This is a genomic window from Methanobrevibacter sp., from assembly GCF_017410345.1.
Taxonomy (GTDB): domain Archaea; phylum Methanobacteriota; class Methanobacteria; order Methanobacteriales; family Methanobacteriaceae; genus Methanobrevibacter.
This window is the reverse complement of sequence record NZ_JAFQQZ010000008.1, coordinates 1-17,591: the sequence shown is the minus strand read 5'-3', so window position 1 is coordinate 17,591 and position 17,591 is coordinate 1. Positions and strand designations below refer to the sequence as shown.

Here is a 17,591-nt window from a genome sequence, read left to right as displayed (position 1 = left end):
TTCTATTCCATTTGTTCTCTAAACCATTCTACTGTTTCCCTTAACTGTTCTTCAAACTTATCCTCTTCAGGTTTGAAGTTTATGTTTTCAAGATTGCTTATGTCTGCAAGTGAGTGTTTGATGTCTCCTGGTCTTTCATCCAGATATTTTGCTTTCAGTTCTGATTCCAAAACATCACTTACAATATTGAATAATTGATTGATTGTCATTGATTTGCCTAATGCGACATTGAATATTCCATTGTAGTCGGATTCGGCAGCTTTAATGTTTGCCTTTGCAATTTCCTTTACAAAGATAAAGTCTCTGCTTTGCTCTCCATCTCCATAGATAACCGGATTTTCACCTTTCAAGATTGAGGAAATGAATTTAGGAATAACCGCTGCATAAGGTGAATTTTCATCTTGTCTAGGACCAAAGACATTGAAATATCGAAGAGCAACATAATTCAAGCCGTAGCTTTCAAGGAAGGATTTCAAATACAATTCCCCACTTGCCTTTTGAGCTGCATAAGGGGAGGAAGGCATAGGAAGTTCAGTTTCCTTAAGTGGCATGTTCGGATTGTCTCCATAAACTGCAGAAGATGATGAAAAGACAATCTTCTTGATCTTGTTGTTTTTGCAGGCAATGAGCAGTTTCAATGTGGCGTCAACGTTTGTCAGATTGTAATCCAATGGTTCATCAACGCTTCCAGGCACGCTTACCTTGGCTGCAAGGTGGAAGACATAGTCCTTTCCCTTTAAGATCTCTTCCAAATCACAATCCATAAGGTCTTCCTTTATTAATGTGAGGTTTTCGTGATTCGGATTTTCCAGATTTTCCATTTTTCCTGAGGATAGGTTGTCTATGACGGTTACTTTGTTGTTTTCCAATAGCTCCTCAACAATGTGTGAACCTATGAATCCACATCCTCCAGTAACTACAATTTCCTTATTTTCCATTATATCTGGTCCTTTAATTTATAATGTAAAAAATTTATTTGAAATATATTATATGAATGATATTTTAAAAAATTATTTTCATATTAGTATAAATTTATAATTTTAATACTATTTTAATATTGTGTATTTTAAGATATTTAAAAAAGCATTTGCAAAATATTTGAGAAATCATAAAAAAGTCTTTAGGAAAATTGATAAAAATTCTATAAAAATCCCTATAAAGTAATAATTTTTCTTTATTTTGTATTAACTTTATTATATTTTTTCAATTTTAAAAATAATCAAAAATATGTCCTATTTTTTCGGCTTGTCGATAAGTAATAAAAGATATATATTATATTATAACATATAATTAACTATGATTAGTATAGGTGCTAATGGATTTCAATATTTTGTGAATTATATAGTGGCTATTTTAGTAGCGATAGCCTTAGCCTTAGCTTTAAGATTGCCACTTCTTCCGGAAAATCCAATCAGGTTTTCCTGGACCAAAAGCGCACTATTTCCAACTCCTGTATTTGCTATAGGAATATTGGCTATTTTTTATTCATTGAATGTATTCTGGATTTATGATGGAATAGTGATTGCAATATTAACAGGCATCTTTTCAGCTCTTTTTGTAAAGTATCTATTCGATTATATCTTCCCAAGCCCTCAAGGGGGTGCTGAATGATGGATCTGATAATTGGCTTGATATTGGCAACCATCATCTCATGGCTCAATTTTGTTATTGTGGACACATTCCTAGGTCTTCCGGAAGCTCCTGGTGTTAAAGGGGCAGAAACCGTAGGATACTCCATCAAGAATAGGAAAGGAGATTTGGCAGGAGGTTTCTTCCAAGGAAACATATTGTGTTCTCCAGACGCTTCAGCAGGAACATTGATTGCATCAATTGGAGTTTATATCCTTGGAATCCAAGGCGGTTTGATAGCTGCATTATTTGTCTATATTGGAAATAGATTATGTGCAGATCCAGGCTATGCAGGCACAACCGGTGCCTTGACAATGACCTTATTGATATTCATCTTCTCATTTGTTGGAATCACTCCTGAGATGTTCATCTGTGGAATGGTAATTGCAATATTCACCATTCAGGGAATTCACCATCCGACAAGTTCCAGATTGATTGGAAGGATAGCAAAATCCTTTGGCAGATATACTAAATATGAATAATTAAAAATATTAATTGCTAAAAGTTTGAAATAAAAAAATTTGAAAATTTAATGATTTGAAATTAAAAAATTTTAAAAATAGAAAAGTAATACAAGGTTAAAAATATGTTTATTGAAATTATTGGAGTTATTACAATTTTAATGGCTTTAAGAGCGGTAATAACCAAGGACAGAGCAGAAAAGTTACTTTACATAAATGTAATAGGATTCTGTGTTTCTGCATTGATTGCATTGTATATTCAAACTCCATTTGGTCTTGTATTAGCTGCCGCTTTCTTTATCTCTTCTACAATCGGGGCAAATGCAATTGCCTACAGCTTAAAGGATTTGGAAGATGAAATTACTTATGATAAGAATATAGAAGAGCATAAGGAAAACTGATTACTTTTATTTTTATAATCATTGGATCAGAACCTATGAAAAAAGTATTGAATAAAGCAAAACAATAGAAATGGGATTTAAATGTTAGAGATTATTACAGTGACAACAATATCAATTGCTTTGATGATAATAGGTGCCATTGGAGTTGTCCTTCTTAAGAAACCATTGGATAAGGTAATTATGGTTTCAGTCTTAGAGGCCGGTTTGGTCTTGGCTATTGTCAGCTTTAAATACTTGGATGTGGCTTTTTTAACAGCTGTTCTTGATCCGTTGTCCATTATCGTGTTCTTGCTTGCTTTAATCAAAATCAATGAAGTTCGCAAATCCAAATTGGAAGACTATTCCACCCTTGATAAGATGATTCAAAGCAATGAGAATAAAGAAAGAAACTCTGAAGGTGGTAAATGATGTTCAATCTGGCTCTTTGGGTTTATGTAGGTTTGGCACTTGCCATTTTCGGAAGCCTCGCTACAGTTTGGGGTCCTGGCGTAAAAGACCCTGTCATTAGGACCATCAATACTGAGGTGGCATCTGTAGGAGTTTCATTGATCTTACTTACTTACAATTCCACATTGGCTCTTTTGACTTTAATTGCAACTACAATTATCGTCACTTTAATCCTGTTCAGAGCTATTTCTCGATTGGAAGAGATAGGAGCTGATGTATGATGCTTATCAATTTATTTAATCTGATGCTGGGAGGAATCTAAGAATGCCTAAAATAGCTAAATTATGGAATAAGTTGGCAGATCCAAAGAACATTCCTAGACTATTTGCTCTAATCTTAGGCTTGCTCCTGATAGCGGGATTCCTGATTCCTGTAGGTTTGGATTCAGACCAACTCTATACCCGTCCAGCTCCTCAAAGCCAGATGGATGCAGGATTGGCTATCGCACCATATGACAGAGGTGGAGAGATTTTGGAAAGTCCTGGCATTACAGAAGCGCAGTATCCTGAAAATTCACAGAATCTAGGTTGGATCAATTCATATATGACTCCAATAGCTGAAATGCTGAAAGACATTTCCCCATACTTCGGAACAAGTATCTGCGCATCTCCTGGTGGAGTCATCGATGAAATCCTTTACTATACAAGAGGTTTTGACACAATCCTTGAGTCCTCTATCCTCATGATGGCATTCATCATTGCATCATGGCTTGCAATAAACTTTACCATGGACAGAAAAGAGGAAAAATCCAAAGGGGATATCAAGGAAGATGTGAAGAGAGCCATTGCAAGTTCTGACAGAATAGCCACTGAAGTCGAAGAAAGCAATCGTAAAGCTCGCGAAAGACAAGCTAAAAGGGAGTTCAGGTGATTGGATGGTCGTTAGTATAGTTCCTCAATTTGTTCCTGCTTTCTACAGCTCAATGTATACAACAGTTTTGTATGGCGGTTTGATTGTAGCTTTCATTGGCTTGATTGGAATTGCAATGGAGAAAAGGGATATTCAAGTCCTCATACTTACTGACATAGTAGGTTTAGCTATGCTTATTGTTGTGGCGGCTGTGGGAACTGATTTATCTGAAGCCCTTATCCTTCCTGGTCTGGTAGTTGAATTGGCAGAGATCATGGCAATATCAGAGATTCTAATATCCCGTGAAATGAGAAAGAAAGATGCAGATACCTCATTTGCACCAATGCCTTTGGATATAGGCATGGAAATTATGACAACAGCGCCTAATTTCATTGCTCTACTGTTAATAGGATATGGTGTATTCCTATCCGGCTTTACCGGTGGTGCAGTAGCTGGTGGAGGTATTGTAATATATGTATTAAGCAGAAAGGTAAGAGGATTGCCAATAGTTGTTCTCGATGGTGTTGGAGCGATTTCAGGCGTATCCTGGTGCCTATGGATAATCGGTTTCCTATTGTTCTTCCTCATGCCACAATATTGGCTGCTCAGCTTATTCTTGGCTGCTTTAGGATTGCTCTTGAAAGTGGCTTCCAAGATTGGATTGATTGGAATCCTGATGAGAGAGGAATACGGTAGAAAGTGATTATTCAAATTCATATGAAGTTAAAAATTCAAAATTATCATACTTATAAAATTATTAATTAAAATTCAAAAATGAACTTAAAATCAAGCAAATAAAAAAAGGAGACTATTGAATGCTTATAGAGAATTTAGGTGGAAACATGATGGGAACAATTCCTTTAGGGGATATTGTTCTTTATCTAAACCCTCTCCACATATTCCTGTTTGTAACCATACTGGTGTTTACAGCATTGATAGCCGTCAGCCGCACTGAGACTCAAGTGGAAGCCATGTTCGGTTCCCTTGATGAGAATAAGGTTGCAGTGGGTAAAAAGGAATTCAAGCACAGAAGATTCCTGGCCATCATTTGCGGTATAGCAACAGCAGGAGCTATGATTACCGGAGACTTGTTTAACTTTACCTTATTCATGGCTTTGATTGGTATCGTTAACATTGGTATCGTTTCCGCTGTAAAACAGGTGGAAGTTTTGAATTCCGCTTACCAATACGGTTTGATTGCCATGATGTGTGGCTTGCCGTTATTCGGTGGAGCAGCCATGATTCTCGCGGCTACCGGTACTTTAAGCCTACTTGAATTGGCTGCAATTCCTGCAAGTCCGATGATGATATTCGGAGCACTTGTAATGTTGATTGGAGTTTGCGGTGAAAGTGGTATTGCACCATTCTTTGCAAGTAAGGCAGAAATGTTCAGGACTCCCGGATCTCCATTTATATTGATTATTCACTTAAGTTCATTGTTTATCATTGTCAGATTTGTTGAAATATTGTTAACAATATTGTAATTAAATAAGAACAGATTAAATTAAATCAAATTATTAAAAATCATATTTATTAGTTTATTACTAAAATAGAAGGTCGATAAAATGAATAAAATGAAAATAGCTAGTTACATTATCTTGATTGTGTCAATATTAGCTATCCTTTATGCCTTGATATTTAATCCTGCTGATTGGATAGTCTATGCAATAGCTATTGTCTGCATACCATTTTTAGTGCTTTCATTTGGACTTTTAACAATGTCTAAACCAATAAAAGAAGAAGAGGAGGAAAGAAGAGAAGAACCATTTACTGGTTATTAGGTATTTAATGATTTCAATTAGATTAAATATTTAATTTAAGATCTCTTTGAGGATATTATGAATTTAATGGCTCAAATTTTAATCAATGTGATAATCGCTTTCCTTGCAGGTAGTCTTTTATTAGGTTTCCACAGAAAGGTCATGGCAAGGGTCCAATTGAGGCCCGGACCTCCTATCATACAATATTTATTGCATTCATTGAAATTTTTCTTTAAGGAAACCTCATTTCCAAAAACCGCTGCAATGCCATTTTATGTAGGCATTACAGTCATATTGGCTGCTATTTGGGTTACTGCCGTCATTGTAGGTCCGGTAGCTAAAGGCTCCTTAATGATAATATTCGGTATTTATGCAATCCATAAGATTGTAGAGCATAATGCAGGATCCTCTTCAGGTTCTCCATATGGTAAGGTAAGCTGTGTAAGGGCTGTTTTCTCAGCAGCTGGTGAATTGCCATTGTTTGCTGTAATCGCTGTAATCTTCCTATTGACCGGAACCATGGACATCAGCGGAATCATATCTTATCAGGCAGTGAATGGACCTTTAGTATTGAAATTGCCTCTTGCAGCAATTATGTTCTTTACTTTGATAGTTACAAAATCCCCATACTCTCCTTTTGCAATCACAAAAGCAAAAGAGATTATTACCGGATATGAGACTGAACACTTCGGTATGCTTAGGGGATACATAATGTTTTCAGAGTCAATCGCTTGGTATATTCTTTTATGGATATTCCTGACTGTATTCTTTGGACCAATCTCAGCTGTCGGATACTTGATTGGAATGATTGTGATCTGTATCATAACAGGATTCATCAATGCTACAACTCCAATGCTAAATCCGAACCATTCTGTAATGGCTCAAATATCCATTGCAATCATCTGTACTGTTGGTTCAATTATCATGATTATTATTTAAAAAATCAAATTATCAAAAACTAAAATGAAAATAAAATGAAAATTAAAATTTATTAAATTTACTAAAATCAATTGAAAATTAATAAGAAGGCTTAAAAATGAATGATGAGAAAGGAATGAGAGTATTGACTTCATTGGTGGCTTTAGGCATTTTCATAGTGGCAGGACTTGCCGCTTACTTCCAAAGCATCTTGGCCCTTCCTTTAGCCATAATTGGAATTATATTTGTTCCATTCATATTAATGCAAAACAGTGAAAAGAATGCTCATTTGGCTGAGAATCTGGAAAAGATAGCTTTCATCATTACATTTTTAATCATTTGCATTACATTTATTTGCTTATATAAGCCAATTTAGATAAAAAATAGAAGTAGAACCGGTAAATAGAAAATCAAGGTGGGATTATGGAAGAATTATACATTATGATTTATATTTTGGTCTTTATCATAGGGTCCATTTTAGGTCTTTTATTAAGCTATAAAAAGCATATGGAACCTTATATAATATCTGAAATAGATGTGATGACCTTGGTCTTATCTATTGTGGGCTGGTTCTTATTATTGAACCATGGATTAAGTCCATTCATAAGTTCTGAAATCCTGCTTACCATTGCATTCTTCTGCATTGGTCTTGCATTAGGAAGAAGGCCAGGTTATGGCCGTAAGGAGACTGCAATTGGAATAATCATTGCAGGTGTAGTCTGGATTGCAACATCCGGAGTATTGTTTTAATATGAATTAGAATTGCTCACTTGGTGATTTATATGGAAGCGCAAGAGAAATATGAAATGATGAAATTAAGAGTTCTTCATAGTTTCAGATGGGAAAAGGACATTACAATCCCATTGTCTGAAGAGTTCGGTATTTCAAAAGAGGAATTTGATGATATTCTTATGGATCATTTCGATATGAGTGATTTGGAAAATCTCCATGCCACATTTGAAGTGGCAAATAAGGAGAAGGTAAAAAGGCAATTGCATCTTGACTTAAGGCTTTATTGGCTAAGTGATGTGATTAAACTTGTATCCGAAGAGGATGCAGATAGGATTTGCCATCAATTGACTAAGGACATATTCAAGAATGGCAAAACATATGAAGAGGCTCTTGAAGATGGAAGAGCTCAAATTGTTGAATTGATTAGAGAAAAATAATTTAGAGAAAGATAGTTAAATTCAATTAAAAATCATATTTACAAAATTATTATCAAAACGAGATTTAAGGTAATTGAAATGCTTAAAAAACTTAAAGATATTGTGAGGAAAAGTTCAATTCACGTTTGTATTGTAAACTGTGGAGGTTGCAATGGCTGTGATGTGGAGCTTGTTGCGCTTCTCTCCCCTAGATACGATCTTGAACAGTATGGAATTTATGTTCACAATAATCCTCGTGAAGCAGATGTTCTTTTAGTGACCGGAGCGGTTACAGAACAATGGAGAGACAATTTAAGAAGAATTTATGCAAAAACCCCTGAGCCTAAGATTGTTGTGGCTGTTGGAAACTGTCCGCAATCAGGGGATGTTTTTGCCCAGGAAGGAGGAAGAGTGCTTGCTCCCGTTTCAGACTTCATCCCAGTGGATGCGGCCATTCCAGGTTGTCCTCCAAGACCAAGTGAAATCTTAGAAGCAGTCTTGACTGTTGCTCCTGGTGCCATTGCAGCTAAGGGAAGGGCTCAAGATGCCAGAGAAGATTAATAAGATTTAAAAGATAGAAATAAAGATTTAATGAATCATATTTATTGTTTATAAAAAGTTGTTGAAAATCAGATAAGTGAAAGGAGTCAGATATTATGATATTGCCAATAGGACCAATCCATCCAGGTTTAAAGGAACCTTTAAGACTTAAGCTTCAGACTCAAGGAGAAAAGGTCATTAAGGCTGAGATCGATTACGGTTATGTTCATAGAGGTATAGAAAAGATTATGGAAGGTAAGACCTGGCAAAAATGTATTTACTTATCTGAAAGAATCTGCGGTATCTGTTCATATGAGCACACCCAGACCTTTGCAGAAACCTTGGAATCAATTTCCGGAGTTCAGGCCCCTTTAAGAGCCCAATACTTAAGGGTAATTACAAATGAATTGGATAGGATTCAATCCCACTTGCTTGCAAATTCAACATTCTTCAAGACCCTTGACCACGAAACATTGTTCATGCATGTTTTGGCCTTGAGGGAATATGCAATGGATTCCCTTGAACTCTTGACCGGTAATAGGGTCAATCTAGGTTGGAATGTTGTCGGTGGAGTCAGAATGGATGCCGATGAGAGACATTTCGAAGCAATACTTGCAAACCTAAAGGAAATTGAAGATGGCTTTGACAGACACATTGCATTGTTTGAAGAGGCTCCAATCGTTGCCTTAAGGGCCAAAGGTGTTGGAGTTATGAGCAAGGAGGAAGCAATCAAAGGCCATGCAGTCGGACCTATTGGAAGAGCTTCCGGCCTAAAGCATGATTTGAGAGAAGAGCATTACACTTATAGAGATCATTTTGACTTCAAGCCTATCTGGAGAAAAGAGGGAGACAATTATGCCCGTACATTGAATAGGCTTTATGAAGTTGAGCAATCCATTGATTTGGTAAAGCAGGCTATAGAAAACATGCCTGAAGGTGATATAAGAGTTCCTGTTGACATTCCTTCCGGATATGGGGAATGGAGAAATGAAGCGCCACGTGGAGAAGTGACCTATATGGCAGAAACCAATGGGGATTTGATAAAACGCATTTCCATTAGGACTCCAAGTATTATGAATATTGATTCCTGTGCAAGATATATGCTTAAGGATGTGGCTACAGTTGCTGATGCAGTTTCAACCTATGCGTCCTGTGATCCTTGCATTGCCTGTACTGAAAGGGTGGCAATCACTGATATTGACACTGGCAAATATACAACAAAAGACTTCTATGAGGTGAAATGAGATGTCCTCAATCATTTGGTATATCTATGAATTTGCAAGAAAGACTTGGATTGATGGATTTTTCGATTCAAAATCCAAGGAGGACATAGTTCATAAGCCTGACAGATTCAGGGATTTTCCTAAAGTGATCAAGGAAAACTGTATTGGCTGCGGTTCCTGTACAGCTTCCTGTCCGTCTCCAAATGCAATCAGACTGATTAGGGATTCAGATAGCGAAGAGGCTATCGGATTGATCTATCCAATAATCAATAAGGCATCCTGCATCAGATGCGGATTCTGTGCGGAAGTCTGTCCTTCCACTCCAAAGACATTGGAATGTGGAGAGAATCACTTCATTCGAGAGGAATTCAATATCATTCCTTCAAAGAGAAAATACATTGTTGACGATTATTTATGCATCAGATGCAAAAAGTGTATGGATGCATGTGAAGTTGGAGCCATTGAAGAGATTGATGATAGATTAGTTGTAAATCAATCTAAGTGCATTTCCTGCGGCAAATGTCTGGATGCATGTCCTGTCAAGGGAGCAATGAGAGGAGTGTTTGTCAATAACCTTGAAGAGCAAAAGAAAATCATCAACTTGGCAGTCACTACCCTAGAGGAATACATTGAATCCAAACAGGACGATCTCATTCAGTTAGGCACTGACAAGCTATTTTTGGATGACCTTCCATTCAAGCCTATATTTGACAAGTCATTGACCATTCTAAATGATGAGGAAGTCGTTCATGAAGTATTGGAAGATGCAATCAATAGATTGAAAATCAGAATCATCACATGGGACGGCGACAACTGCAAGAAATGCCAAATGTGCATTCCAGACTGTCCAACTGGAGCTATAAGCTTTGATAATGATAACGACACCATTGTAAGGGATAAGGAGAAATGCTTAAGATGCAGCATCTGTTATCAGACCTGTCCGTTCGGTGTCATCAAATATTTCTTGGCTAAATTCAATTTAGATTCAACAGATGAAGACGCGGAAGTGATTCACATTTCTGTAAAGGCTTCCCAATTAGCTGAAAGGAGGGCTTAGCATGGTAACAGTTAATCCCATACCACGACCAATAAGAGATGTTCATATTGAGTATGAGATCGATAATGAGAAATGCATTGACTGCAAGGACAAGCCTTGTTTGAATGTCTGTCCAATCGATGCGGTTTATCAGGATGGGAATACCAAATTGATCAAATTGGACGAACACTGTTTCGGTTGTGTATTATGTACCAATGTATGTCCTTATGATGCCATTCACATTAAAAAGACTTTAGCGGAACCGATTCGTGAAAATGTTCCGAATATAAATAAAAAGCTTTGCAGAGCCTGCGGAGCATGTGTGCAGGCATGTAAGTCTGGAGCCATTCACTTGAAATCCACAGGTGGAGAGGAGATGCACAGTGAAATAGATGAGGATAAGTGCATCCGCTGTGGTTATTGCTTCAGGTCCTGCCCTACTGATGCCATCAAATATGGGGAGATACTTCCAAAGACAGTTAAGGAAGGTAAGACCCTCTCTATTGACCAGGATCAGTGCATTGGCTGTATGACCTGTACAAGGATATGTCCTTCCAAGGGAGCTATTGATGTGGGGAAAATCAATAAGTTGCCATTCATTGACCCTGCATATTGTGCAAGATGTGAGGAATGCATGCATTCCTGTCCTACCTATGCAATCGATTATGTTGAAAGGGAAGAGGCATTTGAATCCTTCAATAAGATCAAGACATTGGAAATAGCCTCTGAAATCATCGATAGGGACATTCACAATATTTCAAAAGGCGTTACCAATATCGACAATGTTCTGGTCAAGTTGCTTGAAGACATTTCCAAGGATTATCACTTTGATGATTTTGATTATGAAAACTCCAAGGATATCAGGGATGTTCCAAGAGGAACAGAGTTTTCAGATGTTGAGATATTCACCTGTACAAATTGCAGGTCCATTGTCGTGAATGTTACAGAATTCCTGAATGAACGTTTGAATGCACAGCTTAAAAAGGATTTGGATGTTGTTAAGGTTCTAGACCTTGTGGAATTCTTCCCACCAAGTTTAGGCATTGAAGTGGTGGAGGAGAATTGTATCGGCTGTGGATTATGCATGGATGTCTGTCCGACAGAATCCATCAGTCTGGATGGTCCTAATCCGATTGTCATCGATACAGACAATTCCTGTGTCTACTGTGGATTATGTGCTGAAAGCTGCAATTTTGAAGCGATTAAACTTAAAGAGGAATTCTTTACAAACAGAAATCATGAGATATTCTTCATTAAGAGGGACTTAAGAGGAAGAAGAAACGGTACTGTAGAGATCAATCATCATGCCTGCCAATTATGTGAGGTATGTGTGAAAAACTGTCCTGTTGATGCATTGAGCATTGAAGATGGAAAGGTTACTGTAAATCATGATGATTGCATTTCCTGTAGAAACTGTGAGGGAATCTGTCCGGTCAATGCAGCAAGGGTATCTACAATTTGGCAGTTCTTATAAATTTAACTTATTTTAATTTTTATTTTTATATTCTTACATAAATCATATTATTATTATGAATTATTCATAGAAAATTATTTTCTAAAAATAGGAAGATTGAATTATGGTAAAAAAAGTTTTTATCACAGATTGTGAAGGTCCATTGACTTTGAATGACAATGCTTATGAATTGGCAGATGAATTCATTGAAGAGGGGGGAAAATTATTTAAGATCATCAGTCGATTTGATGACTATCTTGTTGATGAGCTTAAGCTTGAAAATTATCATGCCGGCGATACACTTAAACTCATTGTCCCATTCTATAAATTGGCAGGACTTACAAATGAAAAAATGATCAAGTTTTCAAGGGAAAATATCTATCTTGTTGATGGATCTGATGACACTCTCAGATTTGCAAATGAACTCATTGATTCCTTTATAGTTAGTACTAGTTATGGTCAATATATTGAAGCTCTATGCAATTATATTGATTTTCCATTCCAAAATACTTATCACACACAACTTGATGTAGATGGAGCTACTAATTTTAATCAATTTGATAAAAAATCAGAAAATGTTCTATCTAAATCAAACAATTCTCAAACCATTGTTGGTGACAAATCACCAATATTTATTGAAGAACTTAAGAAAGTTGATGAGTTTAGAAAGATCATACTTGAACATGGTGAGGAAAATGAGGATGACTTTAATGTCTTGTATGAGATTTTCTTCAATGAGTTCCCAAAGCTTGAAATCAACAGGTACATTGAAAGTGTGAAGACTGTTGGCGGCAAGGGCAAGCAGATTGCAGTTGAGGATATTGTTGAAAGATTGAATCTTGAAGATGGTTCCATAATTTACATGGGTGACAGCATCACTGATGTCGAGCCATTGCAGTATGCAAGGGATCATGGAGGATTGTCTGTAAGCTTCAATGGAAATGAATATCCTTTGAATGTTGCAGAGATAGCAGTCATATCCGACCACACAATAGTAAGCTCTATCCTGATTGACCTTCACTCAAGATTTGATAGGGATTATGTTTTGGATTTCATAAGGGAATATTCACAAAAAGGTCCAAATGCGGCATTTGAAGACTTCGAAGTGGATTACGCTCTTGTTGAAAAGTTTGAAAGGGTATTCCATAATAAGGAAGCTCCTATCATTGAGATCATTACAGATGGGAATAGGGATTATTTGCTTAAGTTAAGCAAAGAGATGAGAAATGGTATCCGTGGTAAGGATATTGGTGGCTTAGGATAATTTTAACATTTACTATTAATTTAGATAATTTATTGATAATTTATTTAGATATTAATTATGAGATGACGTTTATGGCAAAATATGATAAGGTTGAAGACACATTCTTCGAATCATTTGATGGAATGTATATCAGAGCATTGATTACAGCGGAAGATGAATTGACTGTAAAGGAAGCGGCTTATGATGCCACAGCCACTCCAAGTGCTGTCATCGGCAGAGTGGAAGCAGGTGTTGAGGCTTTTGTTGATGGAGACAAGACTCCTGATGGAAGGCCTGGAGCAATTGTTCAGTTCTGGCTGACTGATGACTTGGTGAAGTTTGAAAGGGAACTTTCATATAGGATTCGTCAGGACATTCTTGTAAAGCCATTCACCAGAGTGTTCAGCATTACTGAAAATCCTGTTGGTGCCATTGGAATGATGGAAAGCGTAGGCCATTGCGGAGATGGCTATGAATGGGAAATTGAAGAGTTCGGAAGAAAGATGATCAATGTCCCTATTGCAGTTCCTGATTTCCAGATTGAATCCGAACTTGCCTATGCGGAAGGTATCATGGGAGGAAACTTCTGGTATATGTGCTCCACCAAAGAGGCTGTTCTAAAGGCAGGAAGAATTATCATTGACACCATTATGGAAGTGGATGGAGTCTGCACTCCATTTGGAATCTGTTCTGCTGCAAGCAAGCCTGAAACCAATTTCCCAGAGATAGGTCCAAGTACCAACCATCCTTATTGTCCTTCATTGAAGGAAAGGCTTGGAGATGAGTCAAAAGTCCCTGAAGGGGTAAATTACATTCCTGAAATAGTTATCAATGCAACAAGCCAGGAAGCAATGAACTTGGCTATCAAGAAAGCCATTGATGCAATTATTGACATAGACGGTGTAGAAAGGATTTCAGCTGGAAACTTCGAAGGCCAGTTAGGTGAACACAAGACCAATTTACTTGATATTTTGAAGGAATAATGTTTCAGATAAATTTAGTTAAAATTATTTATTATCATTTAAGAAGTGATTAAATGGAAGAAAATGATATGAATATTTCAAAATCTTCAAATAACGTTACTGCTGAGGATTTAGGTGTGGATGAGATAGTCTATGATGCAATAAATGTGGATGTGATAGGCTTTGGTGCATTGAATGTGGATAAGCTTTATAAGGTAGGCCATATTGCAGAAATTGATGGGGAAAGCTTCATTAAAGGTGAAGAAGAATCCCCTGGAGGTTCAGCAGCCAATACAATAATAGGTCTTTCAAAGCTTGGATGCTCCACATCATATATTGGAAAGATTGCAGATGATGAGGAAGGAGACCTGTTGGAATACAACTTAATGATTCATGATGTTTATCTTACCAATTTGATTTATGCAGATAGCGGAAATTCCGGAAAGGTATTGGGGTTCGTTTCTGATGAAGGGGACAGGGCACTTTATGTAGACCCTGGAGTGAATGATGAGATAAGCATTGATGAAATCAATCCGTTGAATGTAAATGCCTGTAAGATACTTCATTACACCTCCTTTGTTGGAGATTCGTTTTATGCTCAAAAGCAGCTGCTGAAATTCCTGAATGAAAATGTCATCTTAAGTTTTGACCCTGGAATGTTATATGCAAAGAAAGGTGTTGAGGAACTTAAGGAAATCCTTGAGAGAACCGATATCCTTCTTATAAATGAAGGAGAATTGAAAATCTTATTTGAGGATTATTATAAGGAAAAATTAGGAATCGAAGAGGAATTAAGCTTTAGGGATTTGGCATTGAATGTTCGCAATGATGGCATTGATACTGTTGTTGTAAAGAGAGGCTCTGAAGGGGCTTATGCAATAAACAAAAGGGATGAAGAGGTTAAAATACCTGCTTTTGAATGTGATGCTGTGGATACAACAGCTGCAGGAGACTCATTCAATGCTGGTTTCTTATATTCCTATATTAATGATTATGATTTGGCAAAATCCTGCACTATAGCCAATTGGGTAGCATCTTGCTCTGTTCAATCAATTGGAATTAGTGGATTGCCGACTTTAGATGACTTGGAACAGTTTATCAAGTCCTTATGAAAAAATTATAATAAATTATTTAAATTATTTAAAAGATATATTTATATAATAATGTTTTAAAAGCTAGTGAAATTTAAAGATTAAAAATTTACTTCATGTAAATTAACAATAAACTTTATCTATGGGGATAAAATTATGGAAATTAAACTAAAAAAGCAGATTGAAACATTGGAGAGGGAAATCACTCTCAAATCTGTAGATTTAGATGAAGATATTGAGGATTTCAATGTGGACATTCATGATTTCAAGGATCAGGAAAAGCTCATAACCATCTCACCTCGTTGTGTCAGATGCAATCTTTGTGTTGAGGAATGTCCAATCAATATAATCAGTTCTTCAACCTGGCTTAAAAGGGCTAAAATCGGTGATGGTTGCGTGCAATGTGAAATCTGTGCACAAACCTGTCCTGTTTCCTGCATTTATGTATGGGATGCTGAGTCTGTCATTAAGGAGGATGACTCTGTAGAGTATACATTGAAAGAGATTAAGGTTCCTCATAGAAATCTTAAGATGGAAGACATTTCCATAAACCGTGAAGTGTGCATTGGCTGTGGAGCTTGCCTAAAGTACTGTCCTACTAATGCAATATCCCTTAGAACCAAGGAATTCATCGAAGCCCATGGTGAATCCTGTCCAGGCAGTGGAGCGATAGACACTGAAGACGGGCATATGTACTCCTATATTGATAAGGACCGTTGCTGCGGTTGCGGATCCTGTGCCAATCTATGCATTCAAGGAACCATCTCCCTTAAGAGAGACTTAGGTCCTGTGGTGATTTACAGCCATATCGATGTCAATCAGGACATTTGTGTAGCTTGTGAATTATGTGAGGATAACTGTCCTGTTGAAGCCATTAAGGTGGTTGATGGGGAGATCATTCTTAACAATGACAAATGCATAAGATGCAAGGAATGCAGCAGAAGATGTCCTGTAGGTGCTTTGAATTTGGTTTTGGATGAATAAATATGTTTTAATTTAAGAAAAATTATGTTTACAGATTTTTAAAAATCTTTATGGAGAAGTGTTTAAAATGAAAGCTAAAGAGATGATGGATAAGGAATTTGTTTTTGTATCAAAAAATGATTCTATAGAAGACGTTTCTATCAAAATGGAGGAGTTTAGAAGATTTACTGCTCCAGTTTTAGATGAAAATATGAAATTGGAAGGTTGGATTACTTCATTCAATATAACCAAAGGATTGCGTGAAGGCAAGAAAACCATTGAGGATGTGATGAGTCCTGTTGAGGAAATCATGACCATCAATGAGAATGAGCCTGCAAGAAATGTTGTGATTGCAGCTTCTAAAAACAAGTTGATTAGCATTCCTATTATCAATGATGAAAATCAGGTAATCGGTGTTACCAGATCTGTAGATATTGTGGATTCAATGTCTTCATTGTATGACATTAAAGTAAATAAAATTTACAAGGCTATGGAAAAAGAGCTTAGAGGAGTCAGTTGGGATGAATTGATGGAGGCTTCAGCTAAAATCAGTACAAGAACCACTGGTGTAAAGATCACCGCTGAAGAGTATGAGAAGAATATTCAAAATGCAACTTTCGGTGAAGCCATTTGGGCAACTGGCGGACTTGAAAAGTTCTTTGCAGGTCTTATTTCTGTTGGAGAACTTGTTATTGCACGTAAAGTAGGCCGTGCAAGACGTTAGAATTTAAATCTCTTTAGATTTTAAATTTCTCCTTTTTTTCACTTTTATTTTATTCCATCTTTTTTTTATTTTTATTCTATTTTTTTAATTATTTTTTAACTATTTTTATCTAAAAGCTATTTTAAGAACTTTTCTTATAAGAAATTTAATACAAAGAAATTTATCATAATTTCATAGACCATAATCAATCCGACTCCTCCAAGAAGTCCGGTAATCAGTCTAAGGATGTTATTGCTTTCCCTATATTCAAAGAGTTGAGTGAATCCGTCTATTGCACATGGCATTAGAAGAATGATTCCTATTAATAATGTATTTAAACTATAAGGGGCCGGATATAAGTTAAAAAGTATTATGCTGGCTATTCCGCTAATGTAAAATCCTGTACATCTGGCACAAACTGGAAATTGCCGTCCTTTGTAAAAGAAGCTTCTTTCTGGCTTTCTATGGCAGATATAATCAAATACGCTCATATTTCAACCTTTTTATCTCAGTTCTTAATTGGATTATCCGATCTTATACAATCAAAACATTAACTATTATGAAAAGCACTGCAAGTACTATTAGAGTGCTGCAGCATCCTTCGTTTCTATTCACATTATTCTCATCATTTTCAAAATAAGTTTCATAAATCAAGAATTCTTCCGGACCAAAATCCATTCTATCACCCTCTAAAATACATTCACTTAATTTTAATTATATTCTCATTTATTATTTAAATTTAATTAAAATTATTAAATTATTAA

Annotated in this window: 25 protein-coding genes; 22 read left to right on the top strand and 3 right to left on the bottom strand. The window is 36.4% G+C overall.

Annotation, left to right across the window (positions count from 1 at the left end; genetic code table 11):
- Positions 1–2: 2 nt before the first annotated feature.
- Positions 3–938 (bottom strand): SDR family oxidoreductase, encoded by a 936-nt coding sequence (locus IJE13_RS00840; protein WP_292775933.1) that lies wholly within the window; start codon positions 936–938, stop codon positions 3–5.
- A 358-nt stretch (positions 939–1,296) separates the two neighbouring features.
- On the opposite strand from IJE13_RS00840, the gene ehaA reads away from it, so the two are divergent.
- The 22 genes from ehaA (at position 1,297) to IJE13_RS00730 (ending at position 16,848) form a co-directional block, all read left to right on the top strand.
- Positions 1,297–1,611, top strand: a complete 315-nt coding sequence (ehaA, locus tag IJE13_RS00835; protein WP_292775930.1) for an energy-converting NiFe hydrogenase A subunit EhaA — start codon at positions 1,297–1,299, stop codon at positions 1,609–1,611.
- Entirely contained in the window at positions 1,611–2,111 is a 501-nt protein-coding gene (locus IJE13_RS00830; protein WP_292775928.1) for a hypothetical protein, read from the top strand. The genes ehaA and IJE13_RS00830 overlap by 1 nt, the downstream gene beginning before the upstream one ends.
- A 104-nt stretch (positions 2,112–2,215) precedes the next feature.
- The gene (locus tag IJE13_RS00825) at positions 2,216–2,491 is read left to right on the top strand and encodes a DUF2109 domain-containing protein (RefSeq protein WP_292775926.1); all 276 of its coding nucleotides are present in this window, start codon (positions 2,216–2,218) and stop codon (positions 2,489–2,491) included.
- Between the two features lie 81 nt (positions 2,492–2,572).
- Entirely contained in the window at positions 2,573–2,899 is a 327-nt protein-coding gene (locus tag IJE13_RS00820) for a DUF2108 domain-containing protein (protein ID WP_292775924.1), read from the top strand.
- Complete coding sequence (locus tag IJE13_RS00815) at positions 2,899–3,159, top strand: EhaE family protein (RefSeq protein WP_292775922.1); 261 nt, start codon at positions 2,899–2,901, stop codon at positions 3,157–3,159. Before IJE13_RS00820 ends, IJE13_RS00815 begins: the two co-directional genes overlap by 1 nt.
- A 43-nt stretch (positions 3,160–3,202) precedes the next feature.
- Positions 3,203–3,808: an EhaF family protein gene (locus tag IJE13_RS00810; RefSeq protein ID WP_292775920.1), complete on the top strand. Its 606-nt coding sequence runs from the start codon at positions 3,203–3,205 to the stop codon at positions 3,806–3,808.
- A 4-nt stretch (positions 3,809–3,812) separates the two neighbouring features.
- Positions 3,813–4,490, top strand: a complete 678-nt coding sequence (locus tag IJE13_RS00805; RefSeq protein ID WP_292775918.1) for an EhaG family protein — start codon at positions 3,813–3,815, stop codon at positions 4,488–4,490.
- A 112-nt stretch (positions 4,491–4,602) separates the two neighbouring features.
- Positions 4,603–5,271, top strand: a complete 669-nt coding sequence (locus IJE13_RS00800) for a hypothetical protein (protein ID WP_292775917.1) — start codon at positions 4,603–4,605, stop codon at positions 5,269–5,271.
- An 81-nt stretch (positions 5,272–5,352) separates the two neighbouring features.
- Positions 5,353–5,568, top strand: a complete 216-nt coding sequence (locus tag IJE13_RS00795) for a DUF788 domain-containing protein (protein WP_292775915.1) — start codon at positions 5,353–5,355, stop codon at positions 5,566–5,568.
- Positions 5,569–5,625: 57 nt separating this feature from the next.
- The gene (locus IJE13_RS00790) at positions 5,626–6,486 is read left to right on the top strand and encodes an NADH-quinone oxidoreductase subunit H (protein WP_292775913.1); all 861 of its coding nucleotides are present in this window, start codon (positions 5,626–5,628) and stop codon (positions 6,484–6,486) included.
- Between the two features lie 97 nt (positions 6,487–6,583).
- Positions 6,584–6,841: an energy-converting hydrogenase A, subunit K gene (locus IJE13_RS00785; RefSeq protein WP_292775911.1), complete on the top strand. Its 258-nt coding sequence runs from the start codon at positions 6,584–6,586 to the stop codon at positions 6,839–6,841.
- 47 nt (positions 6,842–6,888) lie between these two features.
- Positions 6,889–7,215, top strand: coding sequence for a DUF2104 domain-containing protein (locus tag IJE13_RS00780; protein ID WP_292775909.1), 327 nt, complete (start codon positions 6,889–6,891; stop codon positions 7,213–7,215).
- Positions 7,216–7,247: 32 nt separating this feature from the next.
- Positions 7,248–7,634, top strand: coding sequence for a DUF1959 domain-containing protein (locus tag IJE13_RS00775; RefSeq protein ID WP_292775907.1), 387 nt, complete (start codon positions 7,248–7,250; stop codon positions 7,632–7,634).
- A 78-nt stretch (positions 7,635–7,712) separates the two neighbouring features.
- A complete protein-coding gene (locus IJE13_RS00770) occupies positions 7,713–8,174 on the top strand; it encodes an NADH-quinone oxidoreductase subunit B family protein (protein WP_292775904.1) in 462 nt (153 codons plus the stop codon).
- A 95-nt stretch (positions 8,175–8,269) separates the two neighbouring features.
- Positions 8,270–9,397 (top strand): nickel-dependent hydrogenase large subunit, encoded by a 1,128-nt coding sequence (locus tag IJE13_RS00765; protein WP_292775902.1) that lies wholly within the window; start codon positions 8,270–8,272, stop codon positions 9,395–9,397.
- Position 9,398: 1 nt separating this feature from the next.
- Positions 9,399–10,433, top strand: coding sequence for a 4Fe-4S binding protein (locus IJE13_RS00760; protein WP_292775900.1), 1,035 nt, complete (start codon positions 9,399–9,401; stop codon positions 10,431–10,433).
- A gap of 1 nt (position 10,434) precedes the next feature.
- Complete coding sequence (locus IJE13_RS00755) at positions 10,435–11,886, top strand: 4Fe-4S binding protein (RefSeq protein WP_292775898.1); 1,452 nt, start codon at positions 10,435–10,437, stop codon at positions 11,884–11,886.
- A gap of 103 nt (positions 11,887–11,989) precedes the next feature.
- Positions 11,990–13,129, top strand: coding sequence for a hypothetical protein (locus tag IJE13_RS00750; RefSeq protein WP_292775895.1), 1,140 nt, complete (start codon positions 11,990–11,992; stop codon positions 13,127–13,129).
- 71 nt (positions 13,130–13,200) lie between these two features.
- Positions 13,201–14,091, top strand: a complete 891-nt coding sequence (locus IJE13_RS00745; RefSeq protein ID WP_292775892.1) for a formylmethanofuran--tetrahydromethanopterin N-formyltransferase — start codon at positions 13,201–13,203, stop codon at positions 14,089–14,091.
- 53 nt (positions 14,092–14,144) lie between these two features.
- Positions 14,145–15,182 carry a carbohydrate kinase family protein gene (locus IJE13_RS00740; RefSeq protein WP_292775890.1) on the top strand — a complete coding sequence of 346 codons (1,038 nt, stop codon included), beginning with the start codon at positions 14,145–14,147 and terminating at the stop codon, positions 15,180–15,182.
- Positions 15,183–15,317: 135 nt separating this feature from the next.
- Positions 15,318–16,145: a 4Fe-4S binding protein gene (locus tag IJE13_RS00735; protein WP_292775888.1), complete on the top strand. Its 828-nt coding sequence runs from the start codon at positions 15,318–15,320 to the stop codon at positions 16,143–16,145.
- Between the two features lie 67 nt (positions 16,146–16,212).
- Positions 16,213–16,848 (top strand): CBS domain-containing protein, encoded by a 636-nt coding sequence (locus tag IJE13_RS00730; RefSeq protein WP_292775885.1) that lies wholly within the window; start codon positions 16,213–16,215, stop codon positions 16,846–16,848.
- Positions 16,849–16,982: 134 nt separating this feature from the next.
- On the opposite strand, the gene IJE13_RS00725 is transcribed toward IJE13_RS00730, so the two are convergent.
- Together IJE13_RS00725 and IJE13_RS00720 are read right to left on the bottom strand one after the other, a co-directional pair.
- Positions 16,983–17,318: a DUF2085 domain-containing protein gene (locus tag IJE13_RS00725; RefSeq protein WP_292775883.1), complete on the bottom strand. Its 336-nt coding sequence runs from the start codon at positions 17,316–17,318 to the stop codon at positions 16,983–16,985.
- A 43-nt stretch (positions 17,319–17,361) separates the two neighbouring features.
- Complete coding sequence (locus tag IJE13_RS00720; protein ID WP_292775881.1) at positions 17,362–17,505, bottom strand: hypothetical protein; 144 nt, start codon at positions 17,503–17,505, stop codon at positions 17,362–17,364.
- Positions 17,506–17,591 lie beyond the last annotated feature (86 nt).

Excerpts from the sequence above, each read along its gene's own strand:
- IJE13_RS00840 (WP_292775933.1), bottom strand. The coding sequence starts at position 938 with ATGGAAAATAAGGAAATTGTAGTTACTGGAGGATGTGGATTCATAGGT.
- ehaA (WP_292775930.1), top strand. The coding sequence starts at position 1,297 with ATGATTAGTATAGGTGCTAATGGATTTCAATATTTTGTGAATTATATA.
- IJE13_RS00830 (WP_292775928.1), top strand. The coding sequence starts at position 1,611 with ATGGATCTGATAATTGGCTTGATATTGGCAACCATCATCTCATGGCTC.
- IJE13_RS00825 (WP_292775926.1), top strand. The coding sequence starts at position 2,216 with ATGTTTATTGAAATTATTGGAGTTATTACAATTTTAATGGCTTTAAGA.
- IJE13_RS00820 (WP_292775924.1), top strand. The coding sequence starts at position 2,573 with ATGTTAGAGATTATTACAGTGACAACAATATCAATTGCTTTGATGATA.
- IJE13_RS00815 (WP_292775922.1), top strand. The coding sequence starts at position 2,899 with ATGTTCAATCTGGCTCTTTGGGTTTATGTAGGTTTGGCACTTGCCATT.
- IJE13_RS00810 (WP_292775920.1), top strand. The coding sequence starts at position 3,203 with ATGCCTAAAATAGCTAAATTATGGAATAAGTTGGCAGATCCAAAGAAC.
- IJE13_RS00805 (WP_292775918.1), top strand. The coding sequence starts at position 3,813 with ATGGTCGTTAGTATAGTTCCTCAATTTGTTCCTGCTTTCTACAGCTCA.
- IJE13_RS00800 (WP_292775917.1), top strand. The coding sequence starts at position 4,603 with ATGCTTATAGAGAATTTAGGTGGAAACATGATGGGAACAATTCCTTTA.
- IJE13_RS00795 (WP_292775915.1), top strand. The coding sequence starts at position 5,353 with ATGAATAAAATGAAAATAGCTAGTTACATTATCTTGATTGTGTCAATA.
- IJE13_RS00790 (WP_292775913.1), top strand. The coding sequence starts at position 5,626 with ATGAATTTAATGGCTCAAATTTTAATCAATGTGATAATCGCTTTCCTT.
- IJE13_RS00785 (WP_292775911.1), top strand. The coding sequence starts at position 6,584 with ATGAATGATGAGAAAGGAATGAGAGTATTGACTTCATTGGTGGCTTTA.
- IJE13_RS00780 (WP_292775909.1), top strand. The coding sequence starts at position 6,889 with ATGGAAGAATTATACATTATGATTTATATTTTGGTCTTTATCATAGGG.
- IJE13_RS00775 (WP_292775907.1), top strand. The coding sequence starts at position 7,248 with ATGGAAGCGCAAGAGAAATATGAAATGATGAAATTAAGAGTTCTTCAT.
- IJE13_RS00770 (WP_292775904.1), top strand. The coding sequence starts at position 7,713 with ATGCTTAAAAAACTTAAAGATATTGTGAGGAAAAGTTCAATTCACGTT.
- IJE13_RS00765 (WP_292775902.1), top strand. The coding sequence starts at position 8,270 with ATGATATTGCCAATAGGACCAATCCATCCAGGTTTAAAGGAACCTTTA.
- IJE13_RS00760 (WP_292775900.1), top strand. The coding sequence starts at position 9,399 with ATGTCCTCAATCATTTGGTATATCTATGAATTTGCAAGAAAGACTTGG.
- IJE13_RS00755 (WP_292775898.1), top strand. The coding sequence starts at position 10,435 with ATGGTAACAGTTAATCCCATACCACGACCAATAAGAGATGTTCATATT.
- IJE13_RS00750 (WP_292775895.1), top strand. The coding sequence starts at position 11,990 with ATGGTAAAAAAAGTTTTTATCACAGATTGTGAAGGTCCATTGACTTTG.
- IJE13_RS00745 (WP_292775892.1), top strand. The coding sequence starts at position 13,201 with ATGGCAAAATATGATAAGGTTGAAGACACATTCTTCGAATCATTTGAT.
- IJE13_RS00740 (WP_292775890.1), top strand. The coding sequence starts at position 14,145 with ATGGAAGAAAATGATATGAATATTTCAAAATCTTCAAATAACGTTACT.
- IJE13_RS00735 (WP_292775888.1), top strand. The coding sequence starts at position 15,318 with ATGGAAATTAAACTAAAAAAGCAGATTGAAACATTGGAGAGGGAAATC.
- IJE13_RS00730 (WP_292775885.1), top strand. The coding sequence starts at position 16,213 with ATGAAAGCTAAAGAGATGATGGATAAGGAATTTGTTTTTGTATCAAAA.
- IJE13_RS00725 (WP_292775883.1), bottom strand. The coding sequence starts at position 17,318 with ATGAGCGTATTTGATTATATCTGCCATAGAAAGCCAGAAAGAAGCTTC.
- IJE13_RS00720 (WP_292775881.1), bottom strand. The coding sequence starts at position 17,505 with ATGGATTTTGGTCCGGAAGAATTCTTGATTTATGAAACTTATTTTGAA.